The organism is Streptomyces sp. NBC_00988 (assembly GCF_045162645.1).
Classification (GTDB): Bacteria; Actinomycetota; Actinomycetes; order Streptomycetales; family Streptomycetaceae; genus Streptomyces.
Genome location: NZ_CP108730.1, coordinates 9585017 through 9607028, shown reverse-complemented (window position 1 = coordinate 9607028; position 22012 = coordinate 9585017). Strand labels below are relative to the sequence as shown.

Annotated in this window: 17 protein-coding genes; 10 read left to right on the top strand and 7 right to left on the bottom strand. The window is 69.9% G+C overall.

What is annotated here, in order from left to right; all coding sequences use genetic code 11:
• Positions 1-86 precede the first annotated feature (86 nt).
• The gene (locus OG496_RS43560) at positions 87-659 is read left to right on the top strand and encodes a TIGR04222 domain-containing membrane protein (RefSeq protein ID WP_405974766.1); all 573 of its coding nucleotides are present in this window, start codon (positions 87-89) and stop codon (positions 657-659) included.
• A gap of 176 nt (positions 660-835) precedes the next feature.
• On the opposite strand, the gene gcl is transcribed toward OG496_RS43560, so the two are convergent.
• The gene (gene gcl / locus OG496_RS43555) at positions 836-2620 is read right to left on the bottom strand and encodes a glyoxylate carboligase (RefSeq protein ID WP_405974765.1); all 1785 of its coding nucleotides are present in this window, start codon (positions 2618-2620) and stop codon (positions 836-838) included.
• 187 nt (positions 2621-2807) lie between these two features.
• On the opposite strand from gcl, the gene OG496_RS43550 reads away from it, so the two are divergent.
• Positions 2808-3518 (top strand): hypothetical protein, encoded by a 711-nt coding sequence (locus OG496_RS43550; RefSeq protein WP_366493852.1) that lies wholly within the window; start codon positions 2808-2810, stop codon positions 3516-3518.
• 876 nt (positions 3519-4394) lie between these two features.
• Here OG496_RS43550 and OG496_RS43545 read toward each other — a convergent pair.
• Positions 4395-6056, bottom strand: a complete 1662-nt coding sequence (locus OG496_RS43545) for an AMP-binding protein (protein ID WP_405974764.1) — start codon at positions 6054-6056, stop codon at positions 4395-4397.
• The gene (locus OG496_RS43540; RefSeq protein ID WP_405974763.1) at positions 6053-7723 is read right to left on the bottom strand and encodes an AMP-binding protein; all 1671 of its coding nucleotides are present in this window, start codon (positions 7721-7723) and stop codon (positions 6053-6055) included. The genes OG496_RS43545 and OG496_RS43540 overlap by 4 nt, the downstream gene beginning before the upstream one ends.
• A 124-nt stretch (positions 7724-7847) precedes the next feature.
• Here OG496_RS43540 and OG496_RS43535 point away from each other — a divergent pair, with 124 nt between their 5' ends.
• The 4 genes from OG496_RS43535 (at position 7848) to OG496_RS43520 (ending at position 13483) form a co-directional block, all read left to right on the top strand.
• Entirely contained in the window at positions 7848-8681 is an 834-nt protein-coding gene (locus tag OG496_RS43535; protein ID WP_366493855.1) for a LuxR C-terminal-related transcriptional regulator, read from the top strand.
• A gap of 183 nt (positions 8682-8864) precedes the next feature.
• The gene (locus tag OG496_RS43530) at positions 8865-11681 is read left to right on the top strand and encodes an ATP-binding protein (protein WP_405974762.1); all 2817 of its coding nucleotides are present in this window, start codon (positions 8865-8867) and stop codon (positions 11679-11681) included.
• A gap of 201 nt (positions 11682-11882) precedes the next feature.
• Positions 11883-12674, top strand: a complete 792-nt coding sequence (locus OG496_RS43525) for a serine protease (protein ID WP_366493857.1) — start codon at positions 11883-11885, stop codon at positions 12672-12674.
• Between the two features lie 161 nt (positions 12675-12835).
• Positions 12836-13483 (top strand): LysE family translocator, encoded by a 648-nt coding sequence (locus tag OG496_RS43520; protein ID WP_405974761.1) that lies wholly within the window; start codon positions 12836-12838, stop codon positions 13481-13483.
• A gap of 29 nt (positions 13484-13512) precedes the next feature.
• Here the strand turns inward: OG496_RS43520 and OG496_RS43515 are convergent, their stop codons facing one another.
• Positions 13513-14613 (bottom strand): winged helix DNA-binding domain-containing protein, encoded by a 1101-nt coding sequence (locus OG496_RS43515; RefSeq protein ID WP_405976823.1) that lies wholly within the window; start codon positions 14611-14613, stop codon positions 13513-13515.
• A 268-nt stretch (positions 14614-14881) separates the two neighbouring features.
• Between OG496_RS43515 and OG496_RS43510 the strand changes: the two genes are divergently transcribed.
• Positions 14882-16060 carry a magnesium and cobalt transport protein CorA gene (locus OG496_RS43510; RefSeq protein WP_405974760.1) on the top strand — a complete coding sequence of 393 codons (1179 nt, stop codon included), beginning with the start codon at positions 14882-14884 and terminating at the stop codon, positions 16058-16060.
• A gap of 286 nt (positions 16061-16346) precedes the next feature.
• Here OG496_RS43510 and OG496_RS43505 read toward each other — a convergent pair whose 3' ends face one another.
• From OG496_RS43505 to OG496_RS43495, 3 genes are all read right to left on the bottom strand, one after another.
• Positions 16347-17573: a site-specific integrase gene (locus OG496_RS43505; protein ID WP_329552144.1), complete on the bottom strand. Its 1227-nt coding sequence runs from the start codon at positions 17571-17573 to the stop codon at positions 16347-16349.
• Positions 17574-17621: 48 nt separating this feature from the next.
• Positions 17622-17945 (bottom strand): AlpA family transcriptional regulator, encoded by a 324-nt coding sequence (locus tag OG496_RS43500; RefSeq protein ID WP_266523560.1) that lies wholly within the window; start codon positions 17943-17945, stop codon positions 17622-17624.
• A gap of 233 nt (positions 17946-18178) precedes the next feature.
• A complete protein-coding gene (locus OG496_RS43495) occupies positions 18179-18436 on the bottom strand; it encodes a helix-turn-helix transcriptional regulator (RefSeq protein ID WP_329552146.1) in 258 nt (85 codons plus the stop codon).
• Between the two features lie 512 nt (positions 18437-18948).
• On the opposite strand from OG496_RS43495, the gene OG496_RS43490 reads away from it, so the two are divergent.
• The 3 genes from OG496_RS43490 to OG496_RS43480 all read left to right on the top strand — a co-directional run bounded on the left by OG496_RS43490 (position 18949) and on the right by OG496_RS43480 (position 21932).
• A complete protein-coding gene (locus OG496_RS43490) occupies positions 18949-19878 on the top strand; it encodes a hypothetical protein (protein WP_405974759.1) in 930 nt (309 codons plus the stop codon).
• A complete protein-coding gene (locus OG496_RS43485; RefSeq protein WP_329557517.1) occupies positions 19875-20570 on the top strand; it encodes an ATP-binding protein in 696 nt (231 codons plus the stop codon). Before OG496_RS43490 ends, OG496_RS43485 begins: the two co-directional genes overlap by 4 nt.
• Before the next feature lie 93 nt (positions 20571-20663).
• Positions 20664-21932, top strand: a complete 1269-nt coding sequence (locus OG496_RS43480) for a hypothetical protein (protein ID WP_405974758.1) — start codon at positions 20664-20666, stop codon at positions 21930-21932.
• Positions 21933-22012 lie beyond the last annotated feature (80 nt).

Below are 22012 nucleotides of genomic sequence, written 5' to 3'. Positions count from 1 at the left end.
AGGCTTCAACCACCCCTGCACACGGGCACATTCGTCGCACGAGGCCCGCCGGCACGGGGGCGGCGGGCCTCGTGTCAGGGGGTGTCATGAGCGGTGCTCCGACGATCCGACTCCAGCCTCACGAGGTCGCGTTGCTGCGGGGTGGTTCCCGTGCGGCCGTGACTGTGGCGGTGGTTGCCTTGCATCTGCGGGGTGAGGTGCGGGCCGGGCGGGCCGGGACGATGCGGGCGTCGGGGGTGGCCGCGGGGGCGGGGGCGCTTCCTCGTCTTACGAAGGCTGTGCACTCTGCGCTGTACCGTCCGGCGGGTATGCGGGAGTTGCTTGGTCGGCGGAGCGTGGATGAGGCACTCGGGGAGTTGCGCGGGGATCTTGTGGCGGCGGGGTTGCTGCGCAGGGTTCCGCCTCGGCGTACTCGCGCTGCGCGCGTGCTGTTGAAATCCCTCCGTGCCCAACACCCTTTCCCCGCGGGGCGGGAGGGGCTGTCGTGGGATGACGTTCTGCTTGCGGTCGCCCTGTACGGCGACAAGGCGTTGGGCTCGCTCGTGCCGCGTTTCGCTGACGCGGCGGGGTTGGTTGGGCGGGGTGGGACCGCTGACCAAGGGTTGCCGCAATCCTGGGGTGGAGGGTCTGGGGGCGGGTTCACGTGCGGGGCCGTGTAGGTACTGCGTGGGACTGTTCATTGCGGAGTGCGGGTCGAATGTGGCTGGTCGCGCCCACGCGGCGGAGCCGCACATTGACACAGCCCCGCGCCCCTTTTGGTCGGCGCTTCGCGCCTCCCAACAAGTAGGGGCGGCCCATCTCCCGGATGAGCCGCCCCCTACCCTCTCCTCGCCGCTTAGACCTTCAGCGTCCTGATCGATGTCGGTGCATGACCCGGTTCCGTCGCGATCTCCTCGAACTCCACCACGTTGCTGATGTCGTTCGTCTTGCTCATCGCGATGTTGGTGACTCGTTCGAGGATTGCTTCCACGACGACCGGGACCCTGAACTCCGCCGCGAGCTTCTTGGCCTGCTCGAAGGCCGTGCCCAGTTCGGTGGGGTCGGTGACGCGGATGGCCTTGCAGCCGAGGCCTTCGACGACCTTGATGTGGTCGACGCCGTAGACGCCCAGCTCGGGCGAGTTGATGTTCTCAAATTCCAGGTTGACCTGGAAGTTGATGTCCAGGCCGATCTGCGCCTGCCGGATCAGGCCCAAGTAGGCGTTGTTCACGAGGACATGGACGTACGGGATGCGGTGCTGTGCTCCGACCGCCAGTTCCTCGATCATGAACTGGAAGTCGTAGTCGCCGGAGAGGGCGACCACGGACGCGTCGGGGTCGGCCTTGGCGACGCCCAGTGCGGCCGGGATCGTCCAGCCGAGGGGGCCGGCCTGGCCGCAGTTGATCCAGTGGCGGGGGCGGTAGACGTGGAGCATCTGGGCGCCGGCGATCTGGGAGAGGCCGATGGTGGAGACGTACCGGGTCTCCGGGCCGAAGGCCTTGTTCATCTCCTCGTAGACGCGCTGCGGTTTGATCGGGATGTCGTCGAAGTGCGTGCGGCGCTGGAGAGTTGACTTCCGCTCCTGGGCCGATGCCGCCCAGGCCGAACGGTCGGGGAGGGTGCCCGCCGCCTTCAACTCCCTTGCCACCTCCACGAACAGCTCCAGCGCCGCCTTCGCGTCGGACGCGATGCCGTAGTCGGGGGCGAAGATCTTGCCGATCTGGGTCGGCTCGATGTCGACGTGGACGAACTTCCGGCCCGCCGTGTAGACGTCCAGCTTGCCGGTGTGGCGGTTGGCCCAGCGGTTGCCGATGCCGAGGACGAAGTCGGACTCCAGGAAGGTCGCGTTGCCGTAGCGGTGCGAGGTCTGGAGGCCGACCATGCCGGCGTTCAGCTCGTGGTCGTCGGGCAGGACGCCCCAGCCCATCAGGGTCGGGACGACGGGGGTGCCGGTCAACTCGGCGAACTCGACGAGGAGTTCGGCCGCGTCGGCGTTGATGACACCACCGCCGGCGACGATCAGCGGCCGTTCGGAGGCGTTGAGGAGCGCGATCGCCTTCTCGATCTGGGGGCGGGTCGCGGCGGGCTTGTAGGCCTGGAGCGGCTCGTACGTCTCGGGGTCGAACTCGATCTCCGTGAGCTGCACGTCGATCGGGAGGTCGATCAGGACCGGGCCGGGGCGGCCGGAGCGCATCAGGTGGAAGGCCAGCTGGAAGACGCCCGGGACCTGGGCCGCCTCCAGGACCGTGATCGCCATCTTCGTCACCGGGGCCGCGATCGACGCGATGTCCACGGCTTGGAAGTCCTCTTTGTGGATCACGGCGGTCGGGGCCTGGCCCGTGATGCACAGGATCGGGATCGAGTCGCCGATCGCGGAGTAGAGACCGGTGATCATGTCGGTGCCGGCCGGGCCCGAGGTGCCGATGCAGACACCGATGTTGCCCGGGCTGGTACGGGTGTAGCCCTCGGCCATGTGCGAGGCGCCCTCGACATGGCGGGCGAGGGTGTGGTGGATGCCGCCGGAGGCCTTGAGCGCGGCGTAGAAGGGGTTGATCGCCGCGCCCGGGACACCGAACGCGTCGCTGACGCCCTCGCGCTTGAGGATCTCGACTGCCGCGCGGGCAGCGGTCATACGGGCCATGGAGTACTCCTGCTTCGGCTGTCGGAATCACATCACCGGCGCGCCCCGCGGTGAAAACTCCTTGCGAGCTTCTGACTTCCGCATCAGTTTCCGTATTGCGGAATCTAACTTCTACTATCTGGAAGTAATGTAAGTGGGGTGACCAAGGCCGTCAAGAGACGGACAAGCAGGGGTTTTCAGGAGGACTATGGGGCTCATGTCCGAGAGCGTGCCGGTGCGCTGTCCGGCGTGCCGACGAGAACACGTCTACGCCGCGCCGTCGTATCCCTGTGTGTGCGGGGCCCCCGTCGCTCCGCCGCTGGACCAACGTGGCGTGGCCACGGTCGTGAACCACCGCGTGTGGGACGAGGACTGGATCGCGGTCCGCTGCGCGGCCTGCGGCCGACTCGACGAGTGGCCGTACCCGGAGCTGGGCTGCCCGTGCGGGACCCTGCTGCGGATACCGGTCGCGGGCGCGGAACCCACGTCGGAACCCGCCGCGAGGACCCCCAAGGTCGGCGGCGCCGAGGTCGAGGGCCGCCCCGCGTTCCAGCCCGTCACGATCCGCACCGCGCGCGACGCGGTCACCGCCGCCGCGCTGTATCTGCGCTGGCTCGGCTACCGGGACATCCGCCGCGCCGACCAGCGGCCCCCGTCCGGCATCGGCCTCGCCGCCCGCGGCATCCTCGCGCAGGTCGACCCGACCGTACGGCCGGCCTCACTGCGCGACGTGGAGTGCCTGTGGCTGACAGCCATGACGGAGTCCACCGAGTGCGTCTACTTCTCCCTCGCCGGCTACGCCGACGACGCCCGCGCCCGCGCGGACGCCCTCCGCATCCCCCTGTTCGTCCTCGACCTCACGGGCACACCGCAGCCGGTGAACGAGCTGGCCGATCAACTCGACGCGGCGGGGAGTTAGTTGGGCGGTCGGGGTTGATTCGCGGCGACCACCGGCCGGTTCGTGACGGCGGTCGCCGGGCGGCGGGCAGCGGGCGACTTGGCCGACCAACTCGACGCAGCGGGGAGTTAGTCGAGCGCTCGCGGCCGGTGCACGGCGACCACAGCCGGTTCGTGACGGCGGACGCCGAGGTACGGGCGCCGGGTGGCTGCGGCCGGCGACTGCCTGGCGGTACGGCAAGGACGCACCACAAGTCGCCGACCTCGCCGCAGACCACCCCACTCGGCCTCACGGGCACGCCCCGGCCGACGAACGGCCTCCCCGGCCAACTCGGCGCGGCGGGAGGTTAGTTGAGTGGTCGCGGTTGGTTCATGGCGATCAGGGCGTGTTCGTGACGACAGACGCCGGGCAGCGGGCAATGGGCGACTTGGCCGACCAACTCGACGCGGCGAGGATTTAGTTGGGCGGTCGCGGCCTGTTCGTGACGGCAGACGCCGGACGACGGGCAGCGGGCAGCGGGCGACAACCGGACCGTGCGACGAAGACGTGGGCCCACGAAGGCCGTCCACCGACGACGTCATGCGGCTGCGGGACGTCGCCACAAGGCCGCGCCGCAAGTCGCCAGATTCCCCGGACTCGCCGCGGACCGTCACATCAGACGCATCCCAAACCACCGCCGTACGCGCCGAGTCACAGCAGCTCGGCCGAGCTCCAACGCCCCGCTGCCGAGCGCCCCGTACACCCCACCGGCTGACCGGGCACCCAAGTCACCCCACACCCCAGCAACCCATCACCCCGGCACCCCCGCCCACCACAACACCCGCGAACGCCCACCAACACACACCGGCGCTCACGCCACTCACCGCACTCACCGCCCCCCACCCACACTCCCCCACCTCACCGCCCCCGAACAGCCCGCTCCCGCAGCTCGATCTTCCGTACCTTCCCCGACACCGTCATCGGAAAGGCGTCCATGATCTGGAGCAGACTCGGAATCTTGTAGTGCGCCAACCTGCCCTCGCAGAAGCCCCGCAGCTCCTCCAGCGTCAGCGGATCCGCCGGGTCGCGCGGGATCACGCAGGCCAGGACCTCCTCCCCGTAGCGCTCATGCGGCACCCCCACCACCTGGACGTCCGCGATCTTCGGGTGGGTGTAGAGGAACTCCTCGATCTCACGCGGGTAGATGTTCTCGCCGCCCCGGATGATCATGTCCTTGATGCGGCCGACGATCTCGACGTAGCCGTCCTCGCGCATCATCGCGAGGTCACCCGTGTGCATCCAGCGCCCCGCGTCGATCGCCTCGGCGGTCTTCTCGGGCTCGTTCCAGTAGCCGAGCATCACGCTGTAGCCGCGGGTGCACAACTCGCCCGCCGCGCCCCGGGGTTGGGTCACACCCGTCGCCGGGTCGACGACCTTGACCTCCAGGTGCGGGAGGACCCGGCCGACCGTGCCGGTGCGGTGTTCGAGGTCGTCGTCCATCCGCGTCTGCAGCGACACCGGGGACGTCTCCGTCATGCCATAGCAGATGGACACCTCCGCCATGTGCATCTCGGCGACCACCCGTTTCATCACCTCGACCGGGCACGGCGAGCCCGCCATGATGCCGGTGCGGAGTGAAGAGAGGTCGTAGGACGCGAAGTCGGTGAGGTTCAACTCCGCGATGAACATGGTGGGGACGCCGTAGAGGGACGTGCAGCGCTCCTGCTGGACCGCCTTCAGGGTCGCCGCCGGGTCGAAGGACGGGGCCGGGATCACGATGCACGCGCCGTGCGAGGTGGCCGCGAGGTTGCCCATGACCATGCCGAAGCAGTGGTAGAAGGGCACCGGGATACAGACCCGGTCCTGCTCGGTGTACGCGATCAACTCGCCCACGAAATAACCGTTGTTGAGGATGTTGTGGTGGGAGAGGGTCGCCCCCTTGGGGAAGCCCGTCGTGCCCGAGGTGTACTGGATGTTGATCGGGTCGTCGCAGGACAACTCGGCCTCACGGGACCGGAGTTCCTCCGAACGGTCGGCCGCGCCCCGGGCGACCATCGCCTCCCAGCTCGGGTCGCCGACGTACACCGTCTCCCGCAACTGCGGGCACCTGGGCCGGACTTGCTCGACCATCGCCCGGTAGTCGCTGCCCTTGTGGCCGGCCGACGCGAACAGGACCGAGATCCCCGCCTGGTTGAGGACGAACTCGACCTCGTGGGTCCGGTACGCCGGGTTGATGTTCACCATGATCGCGCCGATGCGGGCGGTGGCGTACTGGACGAGCACCCACTCGGGGCAGTTGATCGCCCAGATCCCCACCCGGTCACCCTTGGCGACCCCGCTCGCGAGCAGCGCGTACGCCAACTGCTCGATGTCCGCGGCGAATTGGCCGTACGTCCAGCGCCGCCCGGACGGCACGTCGACGAGCGCCTCACGGTCGGGCCACGCGGCGACCGCCCGGTCGAGGTTGGCACCAATGGTGTCGCCGAGGAGTGAAGTCCCGCTGGTTCCATGGCTGTACGAGGTCGTCGGCGAGTTCACCGGCTTCATCGACGAGTTCACCTGCTTCGTCCGCGAGTTCATCGGAAGTCCTCCTCGCGGTACTCGGCGTCCGACCCCGCGGCCGTCGCCTCCCGCAGTTCGATCCGGCGGATCTTGCCGGAGACGGTCTTGGGCAGCTCGGCGAACTCCAGCCGCCGGATGCGCTTGTACGGAGCGAGGACGTCACGCGAGTGCTCGAACAGCACCTTCGCGGTGTCAGGCCCCGGCTCCCAGCCCGCCGCGAGCACGACGTACGCCTTCGGTACGGCGAGCCGCAGCTCGTCCGGCGCGGGCACCACGGCGGCCTCGGCCACCGCCGCGTGCTCCAGCAGGGCGCTCTCCAGCTCGAACGGGGAGATCTTGTAGTCGGATGCCTTGAAAACGTCGTCGGACCGGCCGACGTAGGTGATGTAGCCGTCCTCGTCGCGGGAGCCGATGTCGCCGGTGCGGTAGTAGCCGCCGGCCATCGCCTCCGCCGTACGGTCCGGGTCGCCGTGGTAGCCGGTCATCAGGCCGACCGGCGGGTCGGACAGGTCGAGCGCGATCTCGCCCTCGGCCGCACCCGGCGCACCCGACACCGGGTCGAGGAGTTCGACGCGGTAGCCGGGGCTCGGCCGCCCCATGGAGCCCGTCTTCAACGGCTGACCGGGACTGTTGGACACCTGCACGGCCGTCTCCGTCTGTCCGAAGCCGTCCCGGATGGTGACGCCCCAGGCGCGCCGGACCTGCTCGATGACCTCGGGGTTCAAGGGCTCCCCCGCCGCCAGCGCCTCGCGGGGCGGGGTGCGCAGCTGGGTCAGGTCGGCCTGGATGAGCATGCGCCAGACGGTCGGCGGGGCGCAGAACGTCGTCACGCCCGCCCGGTCCATCTCGGCCATCAGCCGGGCCGCGTCGAAGCGCGTGTAGTTGTGGATGAACACGGTCGCCTCCGCGTTCCAGGGCGCGAAGAGGTTGGACCAGGCGTGCTTGGCCCAGCCGGGCGAGGAGATGTTGAGGTGCACGTCGCCGGGGCGCAGACCGATCCAGTACATCGTCGCCAAGTGCCCGATCGGGTACGACGTGTGGGTGTGCTCGACCAGCTTGGGGTGGGCGGTCGTGCCCGAGGTGAAGTACAGCATCAGCGGGTCGTCGGCCAGGGTCGGGCCGTCCGCCGTGAACTCCGCGGAAGCGGCGTACGCGTCCTCGTACGTCCGCCAGCCCTCGACCGCCCCGCCGACCGTGATCCGCGTGTACGTCCCGGGCACCTCGTCGAACTTGGCGACGTCCCCGGAGCGCACGATCGCCTGCCGGACCCGGCCGCGTTCGACGCGGTCGCGCAGGTCGGCGGGGCCCAGCAGCGGGGTGGCCGGGATGACGACGGCGCCCAGCTTCATCGCGGCCAGCGCCGTCTCCCACAGCTCGGTCTGGTTGCCGAGCATGACGAGGATCCGGTCCTCGGCGCGGACGCCCTGGGCGCGCAGCCAGTTGGCGACCCGGTTGGAGCGCTCGGACATCTCCGCGAAGGACAGGGCGGCCTCGGTGCCGTCCTCCTCGACGATGTGCAGCGCGGTGCGGTCGTTGCCGGCCGCGATGACGTCGAACCAGTCGAGCGCCCAGTTGAAGTGCTCGGGCCTGGGCCAGGAGAAACCCTCGTAGGCCGTGGCATAGTCCGTACGGTGCGCCAGCAGAAAGTCCCGCGCACTACGGAACGACTCACTCGCCGTCGTCATCTGTCCTCCTAAGTACCGGACCATTCCGGGCGGCTCTCTGACATCGTGTAATCCGTGATGTGGGTCTCACTACCCCCTTACGGGGGTGTGTGCAGCAGGGTGGCCGCAATGAAGGGGCAAGCGGGTGGCGACGGACGCGGCAGGGATGGTGGAGATTCAGTCGGCGCTGGTACGGCTCCGGCGGGGTACGGGGCTGCCCGTCGCCTTCGGCGGTCTCGTGGAGACCGGCCGGCAGCAGATGCGCATCAGCGAACTGAGCGGCACGTTGACCCTGTCCCTGCGCGCCCTCGCGGTGTCCTCGGGCAACGGTCTGGGCGGCAAGGCAGTCGCCCTCGCCCGCCCGTGCGCCGTCCTGGACTACTCCGCCTCGCGCCAGATCAGCCACGAGTACGACGCCCCGGTGGCCGCCGAGGGCCTGCGCGCGATCCTCGCGGTCCCGGTCGTCGTACGCCGCCGCGTGCGCGGTGTCCTCTACGGCGCGCTGCGCACCGCCCAGCCGCTCGGCGACCGCATGCTGAGCGCCGCGATGGAGGCCGCGCGGGACGTGGAACAGGCGCTGGTGGTACGCGAGGAGGTGCGGGAGCTGCTGAGCGCGGCGCGCCCGGCACCCGCCCCCGATCCGGCGGCGAGCGCGGTGTGGGAGCAGGTGCGGGAGGCGCACGCGGCGCTGCGGGCGCTGGCCCCGCGCATCCCCGACCCGGCGCTGCGGGCCGAACTGCTCGACGCCTGCGGCCTGTTGACGGGCGAGGCGGCCACCGGGGAGGTGGAGCTCGCGCCCCGGGAGCTGGACGTGCTGGCGTGTGTGGCGGCGGGGGCGACGAACGCGGTGGCGGCGGAGCGGCTGGGGCTGCGGCCGGAGACGGTGAAGGGGTATCTGCGCTCGGCGATGCGGAGGCTCGGGGCGCACACCCGCGGGGAGGCCGTGGTGGCGGCGCGACGGGCGGGGGTACTGCCGTGAGAGGGGTGGTGGTACCCGCGTCGGTGGCCCCTGAGGCGGCTCCCACGATGACTGGCTATTCATTCATCGGAGCTTTGAATTTCCTCATGCCGCACGGTTGTTATTTCCCTCACGACCCCGTCCATCCGAATTTCAAGGATTGATTGCCTAATATTGGCCCGGACACGACACACGAGGGGAGCGGTGACCGTGCGACGGGACTTCAAGGAGCCTGCCAGAACGCACCCCGACCTGGTCATCGGCCGGGAGGAGATGTTCAACGCCGCCCGTGACCAGCTCGCCGAGGGCGGCAGTGTGCTGCTCCACGGCCCCGCCGGAATAGGAAAGTCGACCGTCCTGCGGGCGTTGGCCGCGGAATACGGCGAGACGGCGCGGACCGTGTTGCGCTGCTCGGCCACGGAGTCCGAATCCCATCTCCCCTTCCTGGCCCTCGCCGACCTCCTTGGTCTGGTCCTGGACGAGGTGTCCGAGCGACTGCCCGCCGCGCAGCGCACCGCGCTGGAATCCGCGCTCACCGGCCGCGGCGAGTCCTCCCTCCAGCGCGACGGCCTCGCCCTGCGTCTCGCCGTCCTGTCCGCGCTGCGCGCCCTGGCGGCCGACGGTCCCGTGCTCGTCGTAGCGGACGATCTGCAGTGGCTGGACCCGGCCAGCGCGGAGCTGCTCGGGTTCGCCGCGCGGCGGCTCGGGGACACCCAGGTGCAGATGGTGTTCGCGGTGCGGACCGAGGGTCAGGAGTACGACCGGTATCTGAGCGCGTCGCCGCCGGACACGCTGGCGTTCCGGCTCAGTCCGCTGTCCCGGACGCAGGTGTCGGCGCTGCTCGACCACCGCGGGTACACCGGGCTGCCGCGTTCGACGGTCCGGGAGATCCACCGTACGAGTGGCGGAAACCCGTTGTTCGCGCTGGAGTTGGGGCGCGCGCTGGCCGAGAACCCGACGCCGCCGAGACCGGGCGAGCCGCTGCCCGTGCCCACTTCACTACGCGCGTTGGTGCTGAGCCGGCTCGACATGCTGCCCGCCGAGGCGCGCCGCACGCTGCTGGTCGCGAGCGCGGGCGCCCGGCCCACGGTGGCCCTGCTGCAGACCGCGGGCCGGGAGAACGCGGAGGCGGAGACCGCCCAGGCGGCCGAACTCGGCCTGCTGGCAACGGAACCCGAGGGTCCCGCCGTACGGTTCGCGCATCCGCTGATCTCGGCCGCGCTGTACGCGGAGGCCCCCGCGCAGGAACGGCGGGCCGCGCACGCGGCGCTGTCGACCGCCGCCTCCGACCCCATCGAGCGCGCCCGGCACCTCGCCCTGGCCACCACCGGCACCGACCCGGAGGTCGCCGCCCGGCTCGCCGAGGCCGCGACCCTGGCCCGCGACCGCGGGGCACCCTCGGTCGCCGCGTCGCTCGGACTGCTCGCCGCCCGGCACACCCCGGGCGACAGCGTGCCGGGCCCGGACGAGCGGCGGTTGCAGGCCTCGGAGGACGCGATCACCGCCGGCGAGCTGGACCTCGCCCGGGACATCGCGCGTGAGGTGCTGACCCGGACCTCGGTGCCCGCCGAGCGGGTGCGGGCCTGGATCATCGTGATCGACACGGCCGGACACTCGATGGCGGACGTCGACGCCGTCTTCCCGCAGGCACTCGCCGACGCGGGCGACGACGCCCGGCTGCTCGCCCTGGTCCGCTACCAACTGGCCTGGCGCGCCCTGCTCGTGGAGGGCGACTTCGCCGAGGCCCGCGCGGAGACCGCGCGCTCGGCCGAGCTGGCCGCGCGCGCCGGTGACCGGCGCACCGAACTCCTCGCGCTCTCCTTCCAGGCACAGACGGAGACCCTGATGGGCCATCCGGACGCCCCGCTCACGATCAAGCGCGCGCTGAAGGAGCCCCAGGACCCGAGGGTGGCGTGCCATCACAACGGCGCGGGCTCGGCCCGGTTCCGCTGGCTGGTGATGAGCGATCAGCTGCCCGAGGCACGCGCCACCATCACCGCGCTCCTGCGCGAGGTGCGGCGGCGCGGGTCGGTGGAGAGCGAGGTGCACTTCCTGCGCGGCTTCGCCGAGACCGAACTGCGCTCCGGGCACTGCGGCCGCGCCCTCGACCTGGCCCGGGAGGGTCTCCGGCTGGCCCGCGACTCCGGGATCGGCCAGACGGCGTCCGCGATGCTCACCGCGCTCGCCGAGGCCTCCGGCGGTGACGTCGAGGAGGGGCTGGCGCTGGCCCGGGAGGCGGTCGAGCACGCCGAGGAGGACGGCGACCAGATGTATCTCTCCCGTGCCCTCGGGGCCCTGGGATACGCCCAGTTGGTCGCCGGGGACGCGCACGGGACCGTCCGCTCGCTGCGCCGGGTCCGCGAACTGGAGCAGGCCCTCGGGGTGACCGACCCGGCCCGCGGCCGCTGGCACGGCGACCTCGCCGAGGCCCTCGTCCGCATCGGCGAGACCGCCGAGGCCCAGGACGTCATCGACGTGACCCGTGAACGCGCGCTGCGCCTCGGCCGCGAGAGCGTCCTCGCCGTACTCGACCGCGCCGAGGCACTCGTCCGGGCGGCACGCGGCGAACACGACGAGGCCGTCGCCCAACTGACGTCCGTCCAGGACCGCCTCGCCAAACTCGGCTACGGCCTGGAGGAGGCCCGCGCCGCCTTCGCGCTGGCGTCACTGCGCACCGGACAGCCCGGACCCACGTCGTACGACGAGGCGACCCGGCTGTTCCGCCGCTGCCGGGCGCTGCCCTGGCTGCGGCAGGTGGACGAGGCGGCCGTCACCAGGGCGCCGGAGCCGGCGCCCGTGCCCACGCCCGCGCCCACCCTCGAAGGGCTCGACGGGCTGGCCTCGATGGAGCGTCAGGTCGCCGCGCTCGTCATGGAGGGCGCCACCAACCGGGAGATCGCCGCCCGCCTGTTCATCAGCGTCAAGACGGTCGAGGCGACCCTGACCCGCGTCTACCGCAAGCTGGGGATCCGCTCGCGGGTGGATATCGTCCGACTGGCGGCGGGGCGCCGTCCGAACTGAGGACCCTACGGGTTTACTGTGCGGCGACCGAGGGTTTTCCCTGCCCAACTCCCCTAGGGGGTTCCCTCATTGGGAGCAGGGTGTTCCGGGTTCTAGCTTATGGGTGTGCCGCTCGCCCGGGCATACGGGGGTCGGTCCCGCGACCCCCGTTGCACCCCCCACACCCGCGCGACCCCCACCGGCAACCCAATGAGGAGACTCATGTTCGGGCTCAACCGCGCCAAGAGAACCACCGCCGTCGTCGCAGCAGCCGCTGCGGCAGCAGCGACCGCACTGCTCAGCGCCCCCACCGCTGTGGCAGCCCCCCAGCCCATCGTCGGCGGTTCCACGACCACGACGACGACGTACCCGTTCGTCATGCAGATCACGGACGCCTCGCAGAACCAGTTCTGCGGCGGCACGCTCGTCTCCGCGACCAAGGTGGTCACCGCCGCCCACTGTATGGTCGGCGAGACCACCAGCAGCGTCCGCGTGGTCGGCGGCCGCACGTACCTCAACGGTACGAACGGCACCGTCAGCAAGGTCAGCAAGATCTGGATCAACCCCAGCTACACGGACGCCACCAACGGTGACGACGTGGCCGTCCTGACACTGTCGACGTCGATGCCGTACACCACGGCGAAGTACGTCGCCTCCACGGACACCTCGGTGTACGCGGCCGGCACCACGGCCCGCATCCTCGGCTGGGGCACCACCTCGGAGAACGGCAGCTCCTCCAACCAGCTGCGGACCGCGACCGTCCCGATCGTGTCCGACTCCAGCTGCAAGAGCTCCTACGGTTCGGACTTCATCGCGTCCGACATGGTTTGCGCCGGATACACATCCGGCGGCGTAGACACCTGCCAGGGCGACAGCGGCGGTCCCCTGCTCATCGGGGGCGTCCTGGCAGGGATCACTTCTTGGGGCGAGGGCTGTGCCGAGGCGGGTTACCCGGGGGTCTACTCCCGGCTGACCGCGTTCTCCAGCCTGGTGACCACACAGGTCAACTCGTAGCCCAGAAGAACTCCTGAGCACCCCTCAGGGAAATACCAGGGTGCGTTGCGGGCTTCCACGAGCAGCCCGCAACGCACCCTATCCATGTGCGGGCCACCAACCGGCCCCTAGAGCGGACCGCTTCCCGCCTGTTTCAATGAGCGCCGGATGGGAGTGATCGCATGGTGTCCACAGACCGTTTCCTCGCCTTCGCCGCGATGTCGTTGCTGGTGATCGTGATCCCGGGCCCGAGTGTCCTGTTCGTCATCGGCCGCGCCCTCGCCCACGGCCGCCGCACGGCGGTGGCGACGGCGGTCGGCAACGTCATCGGCTCGTACCTGCTGGTGACGGCGGTGGCGTTCGGCATAGGCGCGCTGGTGGAGCGGTCGGTCACGATCTACCTGACAGTGAAACTGGCAGGCGCGGCCTACCTCGTGTACCTCGGGGTCCAGGCATTCCGCCACCGCAAGGACCTGAAGGCGTCCGCGATGCAAGCAGCTCCTGGGCAGGAGCCCCGAGGCGACCTCCGCACGGTCCTCGACGGAGCCCTGGTCGGCGTCACCAACCCCAAGGGCGTGGTGTTCTTCGCCGCCGTACTCCCCCAGTTCGTCAACCACTCCGCGGGCCACGTCCCGCTCCAGATGCTCCTGCTGGGCCTCATCCCGATCTCGATCGGCCTGGTCACGGACACCCTCTGGGGCCTGACCGCCTCGGCGGCCCGCACGTGGTTCGCCGGCTCCGACCGCCGCCTCTCCCTGATCGGCGGAGCGGGCGGCTTCACGATGATCGGCCTGGGCGTGACGGTCGCGGTGACGGGCCGAGCGGACTGAGCCTTCCAGGGTTCAAGGGCTCTTGGGTTCTACGGCTGTACGACCGTCCCGAACCGGATGTCGTACGACGTCCCCTCGTGCAGCGTGTCGAGCATCCGCGCCCCCTCGGCGCTCACCTCGTCCCGCTGGGCCTTGGTCAGCTTGCCGAAGGGCTCGATGACGAGGTGGCCGTCGCCGTCGTCGATTTTCCAGACCCCGGCGAGGAACCCGTCGACGAGGAACGTGCGGTGGGCGACGTTGCCCCACCAGGCGCGGCCCCAGTACTCGGGCGGTACGACCCGGGTGCGGTCGGCGTGGGAGAGGAGCAGGTTGTCGAACTCGGGCAGGAAACGCGGCGGGGCCGGGGTGTCCGCGTCGGGCCGGGGCGCGTCCGGGAGGTCGAAGAGTTCGACGCCGTTCGGATCGTAGAAGGTGACGAGCTGCGGACGCAGTCGCTCGAAGGCCTCGCGCAGCCGCGTCAGACCCGCCCAGGTCTGCATGTCCTTGACGGAGGCCGGGCCGAAGGCGGCGAGATAGCGCAGGACGGTCGCGTCGGGGGTGGGTGCGGGTTCGGCGGGGCGGCCCAGCCAGTGCTCGGCGGTGGTCAGGGCCACCTGTCCGCTACGGCCCCACAGCCCGCGCGGGGTGACCTGGACGAGCGGGAGCTTGCAGCGGGCGGCGATCCCGAGGGCCTGCGGGTCGGCGTCGGGCCACTCGACGAGGAGCGCCTCGCGCAACTCCTTCATGGTGCGCGGCTCGGCCTCGACGAGTTCACGGGCGAGTACGGCGAGCCGGTCCAGGTCGACGCCGACGAGCCCCTTGCGGAAATTGCCGAGCTCACGGTCACGGGCGGCCTGCACGAGCGGGCGGAGGCTGAGGCAGTCGGCGGCGGTGTGGGTGTGGATGGTGGAACGCATGGTGACGATCCGGACGACCTCGCGCTCCGCCATCAGCCCGGACAGTTCCTCGGGCGCGAATCCGTCGAGGCGGGCGGCGAGGGCGTAGTACGGCGGCTTGACGTTCTGCGCCTGGAGGCCGAGGAGATGCTCGACGGCGGCGCCGGCGGAGAGCGGGGAGCGGCGGAGGAGGAGTTGCCGGTGGAGGGTGGCGCGGTTGAGGGAGCGAGGGTCGAGTACGGGGGCCTTCGTCATGGTCGCCGCCTTCGTCGCCTTGGTCGTCTTCGCTGCCGTGGCCGTCTTCGGTGCCTTGGTCGTCACAGTCGTTTTGGTCGCCACAGTCGCCTTGGTTGCCTTGGTCGTCACGCTCCGCACGCTAACGGTGATTGCGGACACCTTCTGTCCGCAACTCTCACCGAACCCCGGACCTCGATCTCACACCCAGGTCGTTTACCCTTTGCCCCGTATATCCTGCTCGTGCTCCGTGATCACGCAGACGTAGGCCCGATCGAGAGGCACCGCGATGCCCCAGCGACGCGCCCGCCCCACCTCGAACAACGGCAGAAACGGCAGGCCCGACAGGACGTCCGGCTGGCGCCGCACACCGGCCCCGCCTCCGGCGCCCGCACCCGAGCCCCGGGTGTCCACCGCCGACGCGTCCCCCTCGGAACCGTCCGACGCGGGCAGCGTCGTCCAGGCCGCCCTGTACCGGGACGGCGTGCGCGTCTCGGCACCGGACACCCTCGCCGACACGTTCCGCGAGCTGCGCGAGCAGCCGTCCGGCATGGCCTGGATCGGCCTGGCCCGCCCCACCGAAGGTGAACTCCTGTCCCTGGCAGCGGAGTTCGACCTCCACCCGCTGGCGGTCGAGGACGCGATGGAGGCCCACCAGCGCCCGAAACTGGAGCGCTACGGCGAGACGCTGTTCGTGGTCCTGAGCGCGGCCCGCTACTTGGACACGACAGAGGAGGTCGACTTCGGCGAACTCCACGTCTTCGTCGGCCCGGACTTCGTGATCACGGTCCGGCACGGCGCGGCCCCCGACCTGTCCGCGGTCCGCCAACGCATGGAGGAATCCCCGGAGTTGCTGAAACTCGGCCCCGAGGCGGTGCTGTACGCCATCCTCGACGCGGTCGTCGACGGCTACGCGCCCGTCGTCGCCGGCGTCCAGATCGACATCGACGAGATCGAGACGGAGGTCTTCCGCAGCGAACCTCAGGTCTCCCGCCGCATCTACGAACTCTCCCGCGAAATGGTCGAGTTCCAGCGCGCCACCCGCCCCCTGGTGGGCATGCTGCACAGCCTGATGGCGGGCTTCGCGAAGTACGGCACCGACGAGGAACTCCAGCGCTACCTCCGCGATGTGGCCGACCACGTCACCCACACCAGCGAACAAGTCGACGGCTTCCGCCAGGCCCTCACGGACATCCTCACAGTGAACGCGACCCTGGTCACCCAGCAACAGAACGCGGAGATGCGGGCGTTGGCGGAGGCGGGGTTCGAACAGAACGAGGAGATCAAGAAGATTTCTTCCTGGGCGGCGATTCTGTTCGCGCCGACGCTGGTGGGGACGATCTACGGGATGAACTTCGACCGGATGCCGGAGTTGCACTGGGTACTTGGATACCCGTTCGCAATCCTACTGATGGCGGTGGTATGCACCAGTTTGTACGTCATTTTCAAGCGGAAAGACTGGCTCTGAGTAATCGCCCTCGGAGGCGCTCCCGGGAGTGACTGCGGCCCGGATCGCGGGCTCCGACGGCGCCTCCGAGGCCGCTGGGGAGAATCTGGGGAGAATGAGCCGCGCTCCGATGCGGTCAGTCTCCTGCGATCGCGGGCGTTGACCCGCGGACGCCTCGCCGCTGAAGCGCAGGCTCGGAGACCTGATGGGCACGGAGAGTAGCGAGCCTCCCTTGTGGAACGCCGAAACGGGTGGGCACAGCAGATCGCTGTGCCCACCCGTTTCGTGGGTTGTGTGGAGAGGATGTCTACGCGGCCAGTGCAGGCTGGCCGAGCAGAGCGTCGATGGCGCCGCGCCCCTTGCCGCCGGCCTCCGGCATGAAGTGGGCGTAGTAGTCCAGGGTGATCGTCGGGCTCGAATGGCCGAGCCAGCGGGCCAGGGTGACGACGGACTCGCCCGCTTCGAGGATGACCGAGGCGTACGTGTGCCGGAGCACGTGGAAGCCGTCCTTGCGCGACGCCTTCCACCGCTCACCTTTCTTGCGCAGGGGGATGACGCCGGCGGCGGCCAGGGCCGGCTTCCACACCTCGACGTTGAAGATGTTCGCGCGCAGGGCGTTGCCGTACGTTGTGGTGATGACGAGCGGGAACTTCTTCGTCTCCCGTTCGGGCTCCGGGCCGCCCCACGGCAGCTCCACCTCGACCGCCGGGTACTCCATGAAGTACTGGGCCAGGGCCGCAGCGACCGACGGAGGCATATCGACGACACGGGTCTTGCCGCCCTTCGGCAAGGTGAAGTACAGCCGTCCGCCGAGGAGTTGGACCTGACGGCGGATACGCAGGACTCCACGGGCGAAGTCGACGTCCTCCGGCGACAACCCGAAGACCTCACCCTGGCGCAGCCCGCAGCCAAGCGCGAGCACGACGGCGATGCGGTAGCGCGCGTTGATCGCGTCCCGTACGCGCTGCGCGGTCTCCAGCGGCCAGGCTTCCCTCTGATCCTCCGGCGCCCTGGGCCACCGTACGGACTTGGCCCGCATCGGGTTGCGCACCAGGCGCTTGTCGTCGATGGCGGTCTCGAAGATGTTCGAGAGCGTGCCGAGGATCTGCCGGGCGTATCGCGGCGAGAGTTCCTTCTCCAGCGCGGCGATGTATCCGCGCAGTACCGCCGGGCTGATGTCCCGCAGCGCGACGGTGCCCAGCTGAGGCTGGATGTGGAGGCGGACTCGTTCGTCGATGCGTTTGACCGTGCCGGGCGCTCCACGAACTCCTGCCTGCCAGAAGCGTGTTACGTAGTCGTCCAGCGTGATGGAGCCGTCCCGGGGATCGACGAACTCGCCGCGTTCACTGTCGGTGCCAGCCGTTCGCAGCCACGTTTTGGCGTCTTCGAGCACGTCGAACGACTTGTCCCGGACACCGGGGATACCGGCAACTCGGTACCGGGAGCCCTTGCCGTAGCGGGTGGTGCGTTCCCGCTTGCCGGTGTCGGGGTCCTTCTTCTTCTTGATCCAACGGTCTTCTATGTAGCCGGCCAAATACTTCCCTCGATGGCAGGTTGCGTGCGGTAGGAGTCAGCCCGCTGGTCAGGCGCCCGTGGCGTAGTCCGAGCGTTTCTGCGGTGCGGCGCCCAATGGGCTCAGGGTTGTATTGGAACGTGAGTCGGCTTGCTCCTGTTCGCGGATCCAGGCGTCGAGCGCTTCTATCCGGTACATGACGCGACCACGCGACCCCATCCGGAAACTGGGCGGGCCGTTTCGGCGATGCCGCCAGACGTAGAGGGTGTGCGGGGACAGGCCGAGGTATTCGGCAGCGTCTTTCACGCTCAGGAATGCCTGGCGCGTTGTGGGGGTGGAATCCGGAACTTGGATAGAACTCGGCTTCGGAGCAGAAGGCGGACGTGCAGGCATGGGTGGCCTCCGTGGGCGTGGCGCGGGGGTGGGTGTGGTCTGCCAGGCGGCGCGACATTGGAAAGGGACGCTCTCTGCCGAGCGCGGTTGGCGAACACCCTCAATGGTGCGGAGCATCCGCGGTTTCGGTAACCGGGGATCTCGTGCTATACGCCCCAGCGAGTACGAGCCGTACGGCCCGGGGCAAGCACTCGCCGACGGACCCGGACTGTGAATCCAGCTCCGGGGGCAGGTCAGACGAGTGTGGGGTCTCCGAGGAGCACTGGGGGTGCGACGCGCAGTGCCTCGGCGAGAGCCACGAGGTCGTCGATGTCGCACCGGCGCTGAACGCGTTCGATGCGAGACAACATGGTGTTGGACATCGGGTGGCCAAGTGCGGTGACGCGGCGAGCGAGTTGGCGTTGCGACAAGCCTCGTTCGGTGCGGAGGATTTCGATGGTGCGGGCCACCCGTATTCCTGCGGGGCCGATTTCCAATGAGCGTGCGGGCATGGCTCCAGTTGTAGCGTCCATTCGCCGGTTTGGTTAACCGGCGATCGTGGTCTATGTTCCCCCGCGTTGTCCGCATGCGGAGCGGTTCCCCGCGCTGACATGACCCGAGAGCCGCCGCGCTGATCGCCGCTCAGCGACTGCTGCGACATGGGGTGTTGTGTTGTAGCTTGCCCGTCGCCGGCACGTCAACGGCTTCCCGATGTGATGCTTCTGGCTTGGAAACCGGCACAACTATTTGGTCAACCGGCGATCGTGCCTTACCGTTTTGCCACCGCCCCCTACCGCCTGCTTTTACGGCTGCCTTTCTGCCGTAAGAGATTGCGCGGGATGGGGCTGGACTTGTGCGACCTGGGTGTGGCTATGTTGACGACACCCCCGGAAAGCGCGAGCGGCCATCAGCGCGCCCCGCGCCGCCGGGCCGGCCAACTCCCCCACCCCGTACGCCCGTACCGCCGATCGACGGTGAGCCGTGGGCACCTGCCCACCTGCAACCGAGTGAGGACCCGCCCCTCTTGGCACGAATCCGCACCATCAAGCCCGAAGCTTTCGTCTCCGAGTCCCTGGCTGCTGTCTCGCTGACCGCCGAGCGCACCTTCTTCGGCCTGCTCACCCAGGCCGACGACCAGGGCCGTCATCGCGACCACGCCGCCATCATCGCCGGGCAGCTGTGGGTCCTGCGCCCCGACCACACACCCTCCGACGTCGAGACGGACCTCGCCCAGCTCGCCGACGCCGGACTGATCTGCCGATACACAAGCCCGGACGACAAGCGGTACCTGCACGTCGTCACATGGCACCGGCATCAGAAGATCAACCGGCCGAGCGTGAGCCGTCTGCCCGGCTGCCCTCGCCACAACGGGCCGTCCGGCACCCGGCCGATTGCCGCCGCACCGGTGGCGGAGGCGAGCGTCACGGAGTCCGCACCGTTGCCTCACGGAACCCTCCGTGAGACCTCCTGCGAAGCGCGCGAGCCTGCACCGCATTCGGGATCTGATAGGAAACCGGCAGGTCAGAACGATTTCACGGAGCCCTCCGTGAGGGAGTCAGGAACCCTCCCCGCATCGGCGGTGACGCCTCACCGTCCGGATCTAGGACCTAGGACCATGGATCTAGGAAATACCCCTTCGGGGGGCGCAAGCGCCCACACGCCCGACACCCTCTCGGCCAGGGAGCTCCTTGCCGAGTACGTCAGCGCGTGCAACCACCGCCCACCGGACGACGTCCTGAAGCGTCTCGGCGGACAGGTGCGCAAGCTGCTCGACGAGGGCATCGCCACCGACTACCTCCGGGCCGCTCTGAGACTCCATCGGCTCAAGGGCCTGTCCCCGAGCGTCCTGCCGAGTCTCGTCCACGAGGTCATGAACGCCGCGCCCGTACCAGCCACCCACAAGGCATGGACGAATCCCGCCGATGTCGACGCCGCCTACGGAGGTGACCTCTGACCGCCATCCTCACCCGCGAGCCCCACCGGGTCGGCCCGATCGCCGACCGGCTCAACGGCATCCTGGCCACGCGCGGCATCGACCCCGCGGTCACGGCCCAGGAACCACCCGCCGAACCGGTCACCGCCCTGGAGCTTGCTGACGCCCGCATCCCCGCCCGCTACCGTCGTGCCCTGGCCGACCACCCGCAGATCACCGCCTGGGCCGACCGGATCGCCCGCGCCGGGCGCCCCGGACCCGGCGGACCGGGCATCGCCGAGGGACCGTCGCTGCTGATCGCCGGCCCCACCGGCACCGGCAAGACCTACCAGGGATACGGCGCGGTCCGTGCCCTCCTCTCGCGAGGGGTGCGCCTGCGCTGGGAAGCCACCACCAGCGCCGACCTGCACGCGCGCCTCCGCCCTCGCGCCGGGCACGACGGCGAGCGGGAGCTTCAGACGCTGGCCCGCTGCCCCCTGCTGCTCCTGGACGACCTCGGCGCGGCCAAGACCAGCGAGTGGACCGAGGAGTTGACCTACCGGCTCATCAACCACCGCTACGAGCACATGCTCCCCACCCTCATCACCACGAACCTGCCGATCCCCGAGCTGCGCACCGCACTCGGCGACCGCGTCGCCTCCCGCCTCGCCGAGATGACCGAACGCGTCATCCTCACCGGACCCGACCGACGCCGCACCGCGCCCACCGCCTGACGGCAGCCCGCGTCTCCCCCTCGCCCTCACCTCACCCCGCCGCCCACGCAAGAGGCATGCACTCGCTCGCGTGGACCCTTGGAGAGCCTCTGCATGACCCCTGGCACCACCGCACTCATCAGCGCCAACGGCACCGGCATACCCGCCTGGCCGCACTGGATCCCTGCGCCTGTGCCCGTCGCGGTCCTGGTCGCCGTCGCCCTGTCCGTCGCATGGTCCATACGGCGGCGCCTACAGAATCGGGACCCCGAGCAGCGCCGTAGCACCGCCGCGGTCCGGGTCGCCGCCATCGCCGCGATCGGCTGTACCGCCTACAGCGCGGACACCAGCTGGCGGTTCGCCGCCGCCGAACTCGCGCTGTTCTCCACCGCCCTGCTCGCCCGGGCGAACCTCAACGGCCCGAAGCAAGCACCCGGTATGCCCGGCACCCTCACCTGGGTGATCACCGGCGTGCAGATCGTGCCCGCCTACGCCGAGTCCGGGCTGGTCGGCGGAACCGTGCGGGCCTTCGTCGGCCCGGTCCTGGCAGCCCTACTGTGGCACCTGGCCATGGGCATCGAACTGCGCCACCGCACCCCTGACGCCGACTCCCGCAGCCTGACGGCCGTCATCGCCCGACAGGCACGCGAACGCCTTCTGGCACGCCTCGGGATCGCCGACCGGGATGCGGACGCCGCCCGGATCATCCGCGACCGCGCCCTCGACCAAGCCGTCACCCTGATCCTCCGGGCAGAGACAATGACGCCCAATCAGCGCACCAATTGGCGAGGCCGGCGCCTCACCCGCCGCCTGCACCAGGCCCTAGAACAGGCCGATGTCGACCGCGACGAGCGCCAGGACGAGTTGCTGCTGCGCAAGCTCGCCACCCGCCAACAGGCCCTCACCCTGGCCTCCATTCCGCTGCCCCGGCGTTGGCCCGCCCTCGTCACGGGCAGGACGGTCAGCTCTACGACTGCCCGCCCGCGCGCCGTAGCGACGAAGCGGGCCGAGAATCCGGGCCGCCCGTCCGAGAGCGACGCGGGCGATGACACCGCCCGCCGGGAGCCCGAAATTCGCCCGCACCAGCCCGCCCGCACCACCACGAGCCGAGAACCAAATCCGGGCAAGGAACCGTCGGATGCCGATCCGGGCAAGGCCACGCGGGCGAAGCCGAACCGCCCGGGCCCCAGACCGCGCGCGACACGGGAAGTCCTCACCTCCTACGCCCACCGAATCCACGGCGAGACCGGACGTCTCTCCCGCGATCTGCTGGAGGACACCGTGCGCGAGGACGGTTACAGCGTCGCCAGCGACACCGCCGGGGAGGTCGTCCGCACCGTCAAGGCCGAGCTGAGGGCCGCTCACGCCGACCATCCCCACTGACCCGCTCCGACCTCAACACCCAAGGAAGAACACTCAATGCACGGCTCGAACCACGAACTGCCCACAGTCCAAAGGGAGAT